Annotated in this window: 14 protein-coding genes; 6 read left to right on the top strand and 8 right to left on the bottom strand. The window is 32.4% G+C overall.

The window, feature by feature from the left end; all coding sequences use genetic code 11:
- Window positions 1-109: 109 nt before the first annotated feature.
- The 3 genes from secG (at window position 110) to groL (ending at window position 2539) form a co-directional block, all read left to right on the top strand.
- A complete protein-coding gene (secG, locus tag AB8B90_RS06070) occupies window positions 110-463 on the top strand; it encodes a preprotein translocase subunit SecG (RefSeq protein WP_405334751.1) in 354 nt (117 codons plus the stop codon).
- A gap of 142 nt (window positions 464-605) precedes the next feature.
- Complete coding sequence (groES, locus tag AB8B90_RS06065) at window positions 606-881, top strand: co-chaperone GroES (protein ID WP_405334749.1); 276 nt, start codon at window positions 606-608, stop codon at window positions 879-881.
- A 20-nt stretch (window positions 882-901) separates the two neighbouring features.
- A complete protein-coding gene (groL, locus tag AB8B90_RS06060) occupies window positions 902-2539 on the top strand; it encodes a chaperonin GroEL (protein WP_405334747.1) in 1638 nt (545 codons plus the stop codon).
- 144 nt (window positions 2540-2683) lie between these two features.
- Here groL and AB8B90_RS06055 read toward each other — a convergent pair whose 3' ends face one another.
- The 6 genes from AB8B90_RS06055 to xrtF form a co-directional block, all read right to left on the bottom strand.
- Window positions 2684-3040, bottom strand: a complete 357-nt coding sequence (locus tag AB8B90_RS06055; RefSeq protein ID WP_405334745.1) for a heavy-metal-associated domain-containing protein — start codon at window positions 3038-3040, stop codon at window positions 2684-2686.
- A gap of 10 nt (window positions 3041-3050) precedes the next feature.
- Window positions 3051-5291, bottom strand: coding sequence for a TonB-dependent receptor domain-containing protein (locus tag AB8B90_RS06050; protein ID WP_405334743.1), 2241 nt, complete (start codon window positions 5289-5291; stop codon window positions 3051-3053).
- Window positions 5292-5294: 3 nt separating this feature from the next.
- A complete protein-coding gene (locus AB8B90_RS06045) occupies window positions 5295-6017 on the bottom strand; it encodes a heavy-metal-associated domain-containing protein (RefSeq protein WP_405334741.1) in 723 nt (240 codons plus the stop codon).
- 74 nt (window positions 6018-6091) lie between these two features.
- Window positions 6092-6505 (bottom strand): HYC_CC_PP family protein, encoded by a 414-nt coding sequence (locus AB8B90_RS06040; RefSeq protein ID WP_405334739.1) that lies wholly within the window; start codon window positions 6503-6505, stop codon window positions 6092-6094.
- A 69-nt stretch (window positions 6506-6574) separates the two neighbouring features.
- On the bottom strand, window positions 6575-7003 hold the full coding sequence (locus tag AB8B90_RS06035; RefSeq protein ID WP_405334737.1) for an exosortase F system-associated membrane protein: 429 nt from the start codon (window positions 7001-7003) through the stop codon (window positions 6575-6577).
- A complete protein-coding gene (xrtF, locus tag AB8B90_RS06030; RefSeq protein ID WP_405334735.1) occupies window positions 6996-7547 on the bottom strand; it encodes an exosortase family protein XrtF in 552 nt (183 codons plus the stop codon). The genes AB8B90_RS06035 and xrtF overlap by 8 nt, the downstream gene beginning before the upstream one ends.
- Window positions 7548-7633: 86 nt before the next feature.
- Between xrtF and AB8B90_RS06025 the strand changes: the two genes are divergently transcribed.
- Window positions 7634-8095 carry a GAF domain-containing protein gene (locus AB8B90_RS06025; protein WP_405334733.1) on the top strand — a complete coding sequence of 154 codons (462 nt, stop codon included), beginning with the start codon at window positions 7634-7636 and terminating at the stop codon, window positions 8093-8095.
- A 3-nt stretch (window positions 8096-8098) separates the two neighbouring features.
- Here AB8B90_RS06025 and AB8B90_RS06020 read toward each other — a convergent pair whose 3' ends face one another.
- Complete coding sequence (locus AB8B90_RS06020; protein WP_405334731.1) at window positions 8099-9346, bottom strand: ABC transporter permease; 1248 nt, start codon at window positions 9344-9346, stop codon at window positions 8099-8101.
- A 103-nt stretch (window positions 9347-9449) separates the two neighbouring features.
- A complete protein-coding gene (locus tag AB8B90_RS06015; RefSeq protein ID WP_405334729.1) occupies window positions 9450-10697 on the bottom strand; it encodes an ABC transporter permease in 1248 nt (415 codons plus the stop codon).
- Window positions 10698-10874: 177 nt separating this feature from the next.
- Between AB8B90_RS06015 and purH the strand changes: the two genes are divergently transcribed.
- Both purH and AB8B90_RS06005 read left to right on the top strand, forming a co-directional pair.
- A complete protein-coding gene (gene purH, locus AB8B90_RS06010; protein WP_405334727.1) occupies window positions 10875-12407 on the top strand; it encodes a bifunctional phosphoribosylaminoimidazolecarboxamide formyltransferase/IMP cyclohydrolase in 1533 nt (510 codons plus the stop codon).
- A gap of 214 nt (window positions 12408-12621) precedes the next feature.
- On the top strand, window positions 12622-13341 hold a 720-nt coding region (locus AB8B90_RS06005; protein WP_405334725.1), incomplete at its 3' end, for a rod shape-determining protein.

The raw sequence follows: 13341 nt of genomic DNA, 5'->3' as shown, positions 1-13341 counted from the left end.
GCAATTCAATCTTATAAAATTTTAAGTTTGAAATATCCAGAAAAAAGTGGTTTCTTTGCAGACCAAATTAAAGCAGTCAAACAATTACAAGAAAATAATACATAAACTCATGAATACGTTTACTATCTTTTTAATCCTTATTGTATTAGTAGCTTTTTTACTAATCGTTGTTGTAATGGTACAAAACCCAAAAGGTGGCGGATTATCTTCATCGTTTGGAGGTGGTGGCACACAACAGTTAGGTGGTGTAAAGAAGACAACAGACTTTTTAGATAAAAGTACTTGGGCATTAGCAACATTATTACTAGCACTTATTTTAGCTTCAAATTTTGCTATTCCTGGTGCTGGTGGTGCAACTGAATCTAAAGTAATTAATGGTGAAAATACTGAAACTAGTATTCCAGTAACAACTCCAGACACAAATACAGATGATATCGCAACACCAAGTGATTCTATAAACTAAGAAGAATAAAACATATAACAAAAATGCCAACTGTAACAGTTGGCATTTTTTATTTCTGCAAGTTTGTCAGTTGAAAAACAGCTGGCACATTTTTAGCATAACGCTTAAGCGTTAACAATAATAAATTAAAAACTTTTATAAAATGAGCTTAAATATTAAACCATTAGCAGACAGAGTTGTGATTGAACCTGTCCAAGCTGAAACAAAAACAGCTTCAGGAATTATAATCCCAGACAACGCTAAAGAAAAACCACAAAAAGGAAAAGTTGTTGCTGTTGGTAAAGGCACAAAAGATGAGCCAATGACTGTAAAATCTGGCGATACAGTACTTTACGGAAAATATGCAGGAACAGAATTAAAGTTAGAAGGTAAAGATTACCTCATCATGCGCGAAAGTGACATATTAGCAATTGTTTAATTAACTAAAAAATAAATAAAATGGCAAAAGATATAAAATTTGATATAGAAGCACGTGACGGATTAAAACGTGGTGTTGATGCATTAGCAAACGCTGTAAAAGTAACGTTAGGACCTAAAGGACGAAATGTTATTATTGGCAGATCATTTGGAGCGCCTCAAGTAACTAAAGATGGGGTTTCTGTAGCTAAAGAAATTGAATTAGAAAATGAGCTCGAAAATATGGGAGCACAGATGGTAAAAGAAGTTGCATCTAAAACTAACGATTTAGCTGGTGATGGAACAACAACTGCTACTGTTTTAGCACAAGCTATTGTAAAAGAAGGCTTAAAAAATGTTGCTGCAGGTGCCAATCCTATGGATTTGAAACGTGGTATTGACAAAGCTGTTAAGGCTATTACAGAAAACTTAGATAAGCAATCTAAAAAAGTTGGCAACTCTTCTGAAATGATCAAACAAGTGGCTTCTATTTCTGCTAACAACGATGATACTATTGGAGAATTAATCGCACAAGCTTTTGGAAAAGTTGGAAAAGAAGGTGTCATTACTGTTGAAGAAGCCAAAGGAACTGATACTTATGTAGATGTTGTTGAAGGAATGCAGTTTGATAGAGGTTATCTTTCGCCTTACTTTGTTACAGATTCTGACAAAATGATTGCAGATTTAGAAAATCCGTACATCTTATTATTTGATAAGAAAATTGCGAACCTACAGGAGATTCTTCCAATATTAGAACCAGTTGCTCAATCAGGAAGACCTTTACTAATTATTGCAGAAGATGTAGAAGGTCAAGCATTAGCTACTTTGGTAGTGAATAAATTACGTGGTGGACTTAAAATTGCTGCAGTAAAAGCACCTGGCTTTGGAGATCGTCGTAAAGCTATGCTAGAAGATATTGCAATCTTAACAGGTGGAACGGTGATTTCTGAAGAACGCGGATTCTCTCTTGAAAATGCTGATTTAAGCATGTTAGGCACAGCTGAATCTGTAATGATCGATAAAGATAATACAACCATAGTGAATGGTTCTGGAAAGTCTTCAGACATCAAAGCAAGAGTCAATCAAATCAAAGCTCAAATTGAATCAACTACAAGTGATTACGATAAAGAAAAGCTTCAAGAACGTTTAGCTAAACTAGCTGGAGGTGTTGCCGTTTTATATGTTGGCGCAGCTTCTGAAGTTGAAATGAAAGAAAAGAAAGATCGTGTTGACGATGCTTTACATGCTACAAGAGCAGCTGTTGAAGAAGGTATTGTTGCTGGAGGTGGTGTAGCTTTAGTTAGAGCTATAAAATCTCTTGAAAAGATTACTACTGAAAACTTAGATGAAACTACAGGTATACAAATTGTAGCTAGAGCTATCGAATCACCTTTGAGAACGATTGTATCTAATGCTGGTGGCGAAGGTTCAGTTGTAATTTCTAAAGTTATGGAAGGTAAAAAGGATTTTGGTTTTGATGCTAAAACTGAAACTTATGTTAACATGCTTAAAGCTGGAATTATCGATCCTAAAAAAGTGACACGTATTGCTCTTGAAAATGCAGCGTCAGTTTCTGGGATGATTTTAACAACAGAATGTGCATTGGTAGATATAAAAGAAGATGCTCCCGCTGGAGGCGGAATGCCACCAATGGGAGGCGGAATGCCAGGCATGATGTAGTGGCGAATCACCACAGATAAATTATCTCACTCATATGTAAATAATTTGTCTATTAAATTCCTAAAATAAAAAACCAGAGTACTTAAATACTCTGGTTTTTTTTTTATTAATTAATACTACCAACCTCTTTTTAACTAATACAACTTAGTTTTTATGATCTTCTTGAACTTCTTCGTCACGGTATTTACAACAAGGATGCACAGAATTATAAGCTTCATCTGTAGCTTTCACTTCTTTTGTATCATGACCAACAGCAACAATTTTTTGAGTAATGGTATCTAAATTAGTTTTGCGTTCATCATAAATAAGTTTCAATTCATGCGTTTCAACATTCCAAATGGCAGACTTCACTCCTTTTGTTCGAATGGCAGCTTTTTCAATACGCTCTTTACACATTAAACACACACCATCAACTTCTAAAGAAGCCTTTGCATTTTTGTTTTGAGCAAATGATGGTATTGAAACCAACATTACAACTATTACTAATAATACTTTTTTCATAATCTTAAATTTATTTTATTTTAAATCTTAAACCTGCGTAGTACATACTTCCAAAAATTGGACCATATACAAATGTAGTATCAAAATTTGAACCAAAAGGATCATTCGCTCCTAAAATAGGGTTATCCTGTCTAACATTTGTAATGTTTTCACCTCCTAAATATACTTCAAATTTTGATGAAAACACTTTAGTCACCTGAGCATTTAACGTACCAACTGTTGGTGATTCTTCAGGTAGCCTCAATCCTATTGGGTTTGAACTTGTTGATGAATATCTTTGTTCACTTAACCAATTATACGTTATATCAAATTTCCAATGAGAAAACTCACCTTCCTCTTTATGAGTTTCGTAAGAAGCATTTGCAAAAAAGCGATGCTCAGGAATTAGTGGCTTTGATAGTTTACCTGTTAAATATTCTGTTTGGACATCATAATATTTATAAGCAGTTCTAAAATCAAAATTTTCAAAAACATTATAATTAAACTCCACCTGAAAACTATTTGCATAACTATCACCTTCTAGATTATAAAAATTAACTTCTTGAGGATTTTCCCAATCAACAACCACTTGATTTTGAAAATCGGTTCTATAAAAATCAAAAGTAACATCCCCTTTTCTTCCGAATAGATTAAATCCTTGTAAATAAGAGACGCCATAATTCCATGCAATTTCAGGATCTAAACCATAAATATTGCCATCACTATTCAAAATATTTACAGTTCTAGAGGTCGCAAACAGACTTTGGTTTTCAGCAAAAATATTCGCACTGCGCTTACCTCTTCCAACAGAAAAACGCAACGCTGATTTTTCCCAAGGCGTATATCGTAAATGAAATCTAGGCGTAATAAATTCACCTAATAAATTATGTGTATCAAATCGGAGTCCAGCAGTTAAAGTCAGTTTATCTAAATTATCATAAGCATACTCAAAAAAGCCTCCAAAAGATCGTTCACTTCGTTCAAAATCAGTGTTAATAGCGAATTCGTCATAATGATCATAAGTAAAAGTCAAACCTGTTTTTATCTTATGCCTAGAATCACTTATAATAGAGTTATAAACCACATTAGAATATACACTGTTGTGATTGATATCATATTGATTCAATCCGTAATACGATTGTTGGTTATGTGTGCTGAATGCAAACTGGACACCTAAACTTTGCCAAGGAACTTCAGGGTTCACATAACCTAATTTTGTGGTCAATTCAAAACGTTCTGTATCAATTTCACTTCCCCAAAAATTAGTCGTTAGCTTATCACGATCTGGATTAAAATCGACTTGACCAGCTTGCTTTGTGTCATTTAAATAACGTACATTGATAAAACTAACTAGGCCTTTTTCAGGGTTGATATACTGCCAGCGATTCATTACATTAATTTGATTGTATAAGGGCATATCAAGGAAACCATCGTTATTCACATCATGCTTTTCTTGATGTGTATTCCCATGAACATATAGACCAGCACTCCATTTATCACTTACTTTAGTATTTACATGAGTATTTAACTCCATACGCTGACTACTTGCTGCGTAAAAATTAGCAAAAAAACGATCATCTGTTGTGGGCTTTACAAGTTCTGCATTGATTTGCCCAGCAATACTTTCAAATCCGTTTGTAACACTACCTGCGCCTTTAGTGATTTGAATACTTTCAACCCAAGTACCAGGAATAAAACTTAAACCAAACGCCTGAGATGCACCACGAATAGAGGGCACATTTTCAGTCGTAATTAAAATATATTTACTTGTTAAGCCAAGCATTTTAATTTGTCGTGTTCCAGTAAGTGCATCAGAAAAATTGACATCAATTGATGGATTAGTTTCAAAGCTTTCAGATAAATTACAACAAGCCGCTTTTAGTAATTCGTCACTGCTTACTGTTAGAACATTTGCAGCCTTCATATAGGATTTGACTGTAGACTGCTTTCTTGAAGTAATTGTCACTTCATCTAATTCACTTGTTGATTTAAGATAGTGTTTAATATATTTCGGTTGGTTAATAGTTAAAGTATCCGTTTTATAACCAACATAACTGATCACTAAGTATTTGTAACTTGACTCATATGGGATAGTGAATTTCCCATCAATATCAGTTACGGCACCAACAGATGTATTTAGCCAAAATACATTAGCGCCAATTACCGGAATAGTTTTGCCTTCCGTATTTGCTTCAAAAACTTCTCCAGATAATTGATCTTGAGAAAATATCAGCATTGGAATTGCAAATACGATATATAATATTGTTTTCATTTTTTAATTATAGGTTTTTAATAACATGACAATAGCCATAACAATCATAATAGTATTTTCAATAAATGTAGCTTTAGTCATAGGAAGTTTTAATGCCGTTCCTAGGCAAGCACATTGAATGGTATTTTTACTTAATAATGCTCTGGTAACTCCAATAGTTGTGATACCCAAAATTATTAAAGTAGAAATAAGAGCTAGAGAAATTTGAAAACGCATTAAGAATAGTAATCCGAGTGTCAACTCAATAAAAGGATACAACCAACCATAGGCAGGAATTACCTTTGCTAATGGATCATACATACGAAACGACTCAGGAAAACCCTTTAAATCTAGTAGCTTAAAAAAACTAAATACGATATAAAACAAACCCATGAAATCGAGCATAAAATTATTCGTATTCCATTCATTTTTGTTTAATAATACGGAAGCACCTATAATATATCCAAATATTAAAAATAGTGGAAATAACTGTTTAAGGTCACTAACAGATTCTTTACTTTCTGATATTGAGTCACTATAAGAAGAAGCTTCTGAAATTACATATTTAGAAGGCAATACACTTTGTAATTCCTCATTTGAAATTAAATGAGACATTTTTAATGTAGCTTCAGAATTTTCTAAGTCAATAGATACAACTTCAATAGCATCTATAGTATTTAGAGCTTTCTCAACGGAAGCTTTACAATTATTACAGGTCACACCTGTTAAGTTGTATGTACGTGTCATGAATTTTTGATTATTATTGATATAAAATATACATAGGTTTTAAAACCTATGATAAAAGAACATATACCAATACATCAAATTAAAAATACCTCATCAAGAATCTGAATGTCTTCAATGAGATTAGGAGGAGAATAGTCTTTGTGAGGAATAATAAGTTTAGGTAAATCCTCTAGACTATGAATGTATGAATACAAGTATGAAATAACAAAAACCTGTTGTTCAAACGTGATATCTTCAAATTGTGATAGCTTCAATTGATCCTGACCCTGTAAAACCTCCAAAACATCTTTACAACAATGCTTTTTAGTTATTTTAGATTGTTCAATTTCAAAAGTTTCCATCTTACACTTATCAGCTTCTGAAAAAACTGCTGCATCAATTAAAACATCACCACAAAAATGTTTTTCCACAGTAAAAGACACTGTAGAAAACAAAACCAAAACAGCCATGAATGCTGAAAATGATTTATGTAGAATCTGTTTTATCATACCAATAATTAGAAAACAAAGTTACAAAAAAGTTAATTATGAGATTTGTTTTAGATTAAGATTAACATTTTATCGTTTGAGTTTGTAGTAATAAAATGCTGGCAATAACAGCAATAATAATATTGGTTGAATTAAAAAACGTCTGAAATTAAAAAACAAATAATAGTCCTCTTGACGTGGATGAATAACAAAGTAAAGAAATAAGCACAACAAAATAAGATACGCTATAACAAAAACTATTATTGAAAATTTAACAATAGACTTATCTTTAAAAAATAAATAAATGATGCCTAGTGAAATACTTGAATTTAGCACATATCGCAAGGTTGTATACATCGTTAATTTAAAAACCTCACGTCTTGGTGAATCAATATGTAAATAATCGTTTTTAAAAAACATTAAATAAGGATCATAAAAAAGATCAAACTCAAAAACACGAATAAGCACCAACAGCCCAAACAACACGAAAAGCAATATTATTGTGATTGGATTACGCATTGGCTTTTTGTTGTTTAGAGAATCTATTTACCCAGAACATCCAGAGCAGAAAAACCATTCCATAGATAATTAATGGAAAAATTACAGTATGCAAAATCTCACGACGCCATGGATAATTATATAACCCAATAGAGAGAATAACAATACGTAATAGATTGACACTATAAATCAAGACACTTCCAGAAATTATATATAATAGTGTTGCTCTAAATTTTCCTGCAAATGCTATCATAAAAGAAATAAACAAAATAATAACACTTATAGAATTACACCCCTCAACTACTCTTGCTACAAATTTATCGTTTATAAAAAGTTTCATTGATGACTCATTCGCATGTGGAACAATACGAGCATCATAACCTACTGCATGTAAAACAACATCACATTGTTTTGCTACTAAGTTGGTAAAATAATCAGGATAATATTTAGAACCATCAGAAAAATCTAGATAGAATTTATAGGCGACAGTCAGAACAAAATAAACCGTTAGAAAGGTTAAAATAAATTTTACGACAGATTTATATTTCAAAAAAAGTGCTTTCAATAGCTAATATTTTATTGAGTTAAATTTATATAAAATGAATGTAGAAATGACACTTTTTAAATACTTTTACTAAAATTTTAATAACAATGATTTTTGAAGCCCTAAAGCCCGAAGTTGAAACGATAATCAAGCAAGATTCTAGAAGTACAAATGAACGTCTTTTGAATATCTGCGAACTTCTTGAAAAACACATATCATATTACAATTGGGTCGGTTTTTATTTTAAAAATGGAGCTAAAAACGAATTAAAACTTGGTCCTTATGTTGGCGAACCTACAGACCATACCATCATTCCATTCGGAAAAGGTATTTGTGGACAAGTCGCGGTTTCCAATGAAAATTTCATTGTTCCAGATGTTTCAGCACAAGACAATTATATTGCCTGCAGTATAACCGTAAAAGCAGAAATTGTGATTCCAATTTTTGTGAATGGAAAAAATATTGGTCAGATAGATATTGATTCAAATACTCCAAACCCTTTCACTAAAGAAGACGAACATTTTTTAGAATTTGTTTGTAATCAAGTATCAAACCTACTTTCAAACTAAGGTTTACATTCCTGTACGAATCGCTTCAACAGGGTCTAATTTAGAAGCAGAAATAGCTGGAATTACTCCTGAAATCAATCCGATTAATGTCGACAAGGCAAATCCTAAAAATATATTATAGACCGACAGAACAAATTCAAATTCTAGTGCTGCTGTAGCTATTAATGATATGAGCTGGACTAAAATAATCCCGATTATTCCTCCAAGCACAGATAAAACTACAGCTTCGAATAAAAATTGAAATAAAATAAAACGGTTTTTAGCACCTAAAGATTTTTGAATTCCAATAAGATTTGTTCGTTCTTTTACACTAACAAACATAATATTAGCAATACCAAAACCTCCAACTAATAGTGAAAAACCACTTATTATCCATCCAATAAGATTAAGCGTTCCAATGATACCATCTATAGCATCAGTAAAACCAGACATTTTGTTAATGAAAAAATTATCAGGTTCTCCTGCCTTTAGACCTCTGTAAACACGATATTTTTGTTTTAACACTTCTTCAAATGCTCCAATATCTACATTTTTTTCTGGTTTTATAATTATGGCTCCAGGAATTCCATCTGAACCACCATTTTTAAAACGTCTTACAAAGTTAGCTGGCACATAGGCTTTATCGTCAGGAGAATCAAATATTCCGGATCCAAACTTTTTTAACACGCCAATAACGGTGAGTTTTCTACCGTAAACTCTTACTTGTTTGCCTATTGGATTTAAAGTTTCAAATAAATTTTCAGCTACTGAATATCCTAACACAATTACTGGTGCTCCCGAATTGGATTCAGATTCTGTATAAAACCTGCCATTTTCAACTTTAAAATCTTCAATTTCATAAATTCCGTTAGACACTGGAGTTACATCAACACCTGTTACAGATTCACCTTGATATTTTACTGATTCAGAACCACCAAACATCACATAAGCTATAGCTTTAATATCTGGAACATTTCTTTCTATGAATTCATAATCATCATGTTCAGTTTGAGGAAAATTATCGCGCTGCCACCTTGGAACATTAGTTGGTCCAAATGAATACTTGGTAAGATACATTGTGTTTTTATCTAAACCCGATAAATCTTCTTTAATACTTTGGTCTAAAGAGTCTACTGCTGCAAGTACTGCTATAATTGAAAAAATACCAATAGTAATTCCCAAAAGTGATAAAACAGTACGTAGTTTATTATTGCGTAAAGCACTAAGTGCAAATGAAAAACTTTCTTTAAATAACCTTAAATAAACTAGCATAACAATATCTGCAACTTATGATTTAAAAAATAAGACGTAATACTCTCTATATTGTTACAAAATACAGTTTAATTCATTATCAATAAACTATTGAAAATAAAAATCACATTCCAGAACGTATAGCTTCAACAGGATCAAGTTTGGACGCAGAGATTGCTGGTATAACACCAGAAATTAATCCAATTAAAGTAGATAGAGCAAACCCTAAAAAGATATTATAAAAAGATAAAATAAATTCAAAATCTAAGGCTGCAGTTGCAATTAACGATATTATTTCTACTAAAATGATACCTATCAAACCACCCAAAACCGATAAAATTACGGCTTCAAATAAAAACTGAAATAGAATAAATCGATTTTTAGCTCCAAGAGATTTTTGGATTCCGATAAGATTTGTTCGTTCTTTAACACTAACGAACATGATATTAGCAATTCCAAAGCCTCCCACTAAAAGTGAAAAGGCACTTATAACCCAACCAATTATGTTTAGAGTTGAAATAATCCCATCAATAGCATCCTGTAATCCAGAAATAATATTAATAAAAAACGGATTTATTTCATCTGGTTTAACACCTCTTTTATAACGGGTTTTTTGTGTGATATCCGCTTTAATTTCCGCAATATCTGCATCAGGATTTGGTTTGATAATTACAATATGATTCATGTTTTTATTATTATCTCCGAAACGATTTCTTATATAGTTTGCTGGAAGAAAAATTGAGATATCATTACTATCTCCAAATAAACCTGAACCTTCTTTTTTTACCACTCCAATCACTGTAAATTTTTGACCATATAATCTCACTTTCTTACCAATAGGCTCAAATTCACCAAAAAGTGATTTAGCAATTTCATCACCAATAACTACCACTGGTTTACCAGAGGTAGATTCAGATTCGTTATAAAAACGACCTTTAGAAAACTTAAGTGCTTGGATATCTTCAAACTCATTACTAACTACTACAGTGTTTACACTACTAACCATTTCTTTTCCATAGCGAATGTTCTCACGTCTTACGAATAGTTGATAGGCAACATGCTCGACATCTAATGACGATTTTAAATACTTATACTCGTTGTAAGAGACTTCAGGAAATTGCAAACGCTTCCATCTTGGAACATCAGAAGGACCAAAAGAAAATTTAGCCAAATACATCGTATTACTGTCTAAACCACTGAGTTGTTCTTTAATGCTCCTATCTAAAGAATCTACTGCTGCAAGAACAGCAATGATTGAAAAAATACCAATGGTAATTCCAAGAAGCGATAAAAATGTTCGAAGTTTATTATTACGCAACGCATTGATAGCAAAAGAAAAACTCTCCTTGAATAATCTAAGATAAACGAGCATAAAATTGGTGTGATTTTCTAAAAAATTAAAGATAGGATGTTTTCAACAATTTATTGTTACAAAAAACATAAATAAACTCTATTTTTCATTAATAATAACTCTCGATAATGCGTATTTTTGGGGTTTAATTTTTACAACACGGTTTCTTCAATAGAAATTATCTACAACAACACAACAATGAGCAACAACAAAGCAATTAAATCGGCATTAATATCCGTTTTTAGCAAAGAAGGTTTAGAACCAATCGTTAAAGAACTTAACGCACAAAACGTCACTATTTATTCTACTGGAGGTACAGAAAAATTCATCAAAGACTTAGGTATTGATGTTGTACCAGTTGAAGATGTCACATCGTATCCATCAATTCTTGGAGGTCGTGTAAAGACCTTACATCCAAAAGTTTTTGGAGGTATTTTAAACCGTCAAAATAACGATAGTGATGTTGCTGAATTAGTTGATTTTGACATCCCACAAATTGATTTAGTGATTGTGGATTTATATCCTTTTGAAAAAACAGTAGCATCAGGTGCTTCTAATCAGGATATCATTGAAAAGATTGACATTGGAGGTATTTCTTTGATTAGAGCTGCCGCTAAAAATTATGCTGATGTAATTTGCGTATCTTCTGTTGATGATTATGCTGAATTTTTAGAGTTATTACAATCTAAAAGTGGAGACACTTCTGAAGATGACAGAAAGCAATTCGCTGCGAAAGCATTTAATGTGTCTTCTCATTACGATTCGGCTATATTTAATTATTTCAATGCCAATCATGAGATTGCATCTTTAAAAATTAGTGAAACTAATGGTCAAGTATTACGTTATGGTGAGAATCCTCATCAACGTGGATTTTTCTTCGGAAATTTTGACGACCTGTTTACAAAACTCCACGGAAAGGAATTAAGCTACAACAACCTACTCGATGTTGATGCTGCTGTGAATTTGATGAATGAATTTAAAGGTGAAGCTCCTACTTTTGCCATTTTAAAACATAATAATGCTTGTGGATTTGCACAACGCAATACCATTCACCAAGCTTATGTAGATGCTTTAGCTGGTGATCCTATATCTGCCTTTGGAGGCATATTAATTGCTAATACTGAAATTGATAAAGCAACTGCTGAAGAAATACATTCGCTATTCTGTGAGGTGGTTATTGCACCTTCTTTTTCTGATGAGGCGTTAACCGTTTTAAAAGGAAAGAAAAATAGAATTCTACTTATTTTACATGATGTAGATTTCCCTGAAACAACCGTAAGAACTTGTTTGAATGGTGTTTTAGTTCAAGACAGAGACAACATTACAGACAGTCTTAATGATTTAACAAATGCTACAAATAATAAGCCTTCACAAAACGAACTAGAGGATTTAATTTTTGCTTCTAAAATTTGCAAGCATACGAAGTCTAACACCATTGTTTTAGCAAAAAACAAGCAATTATGTGCCAGTGGAACAGGACAAACAAGTCGTGTAGATGCACTTAATCAAGCGATTCACAAGGCGAAGTCTTTTAACTTTGATTTAGAAGGCGCTGTTATGGCTAGTGACGCATTCTTTCCATTTCCAGATTGCGTTGAGATTGCTGACAATGCTGGAATTACAGCAGTAATTCAACCTGGAGGCTCTATAAAAGATCAGTTAACCATCGATTATTGTAATGAAAATAATGTCGCAATGGTGATGACTGGAACACGTCATTTTAAACATTAAAAGCACATAATTTTGGGGTGTTTTAATTTAAATAAAATCTTTCAATCTGAGACATCTAAAAGCAAAAAGCAAACGTTTAACTATAAAAAGGTAAACACTTAGCGATCATATAAATTGAAATAGAAATAAAACGTAAATATTTAGTAAGTTTTACTACATTTACAAAAGACCAATAACTGAATATAATAACGCCCTCATAATATTAGAATAGCACATGGGATTTTTTGATTTCTTAACCGAAGAAATAGCCATAGATTTAGGAACTGCGAATACACTTATTATCCACAACGACAAAGTGGTTGTTGATAGTCCATCGATTGTTGCAAGAGATAGAATTTCAGGAAAAATTATTGCAGTTGGTAAAGAGGCCAACATGATGCAAGGAAAAACGCATGAGAACATCAAAACTATTAGACCTTTGAAAGATGGTGTAATTGCAGATTTTGATGCGTCAGAGCAAATGATTAGCATGTTTATTAAAAACATCCCTGCATTAAAAAAGAAATTATTTACTCCAGCATTACGAATGGTTGTTTGTATTCCCTCTGGTATTACTGAAGTAGAAATGCGAGCAGTAAAAGAGTCTTGTGAACGTGTTAATGGAAAAGAAGTATATCTTATCCATGAGCCTATGGCTGCTGCAATTGGTATTGGTATTGACATCATGCAGCCTAAAGGTAATATGATTGTTGATATTGGAGGTGGAACTACTGAAATTGCAGTGATTGCATTAGGTGGAATTGTTTGTGACAAATCGGTTAAAGTTGCAGGTGATGTTTTTACCAACGATATTATTTACTACATGCGAACACAGCATAATCTTTATGTTGGAGATCGTACTGCTGAAAAAATCAAAATTCAAATTGGTGCTGCTACTGAAGATTTAGACCTTCCACCAGAAGAGATGAGTGTTCAAGGTCGTGATTTATTAACA

The sequence above is a fragment of the Psychroserpens sp. genome, from assembly GCF_045105015.1.
In the GTDB taxonomy this organism is placed as follows: Bacteria; Bacteroidota; Bacteroidia; order Flavobacteriales; family Flavobacteriaceae; genus Psychroserpens.
This window is presented reverse-complemented; position numbering and strand designations above follow the sequence as displayed.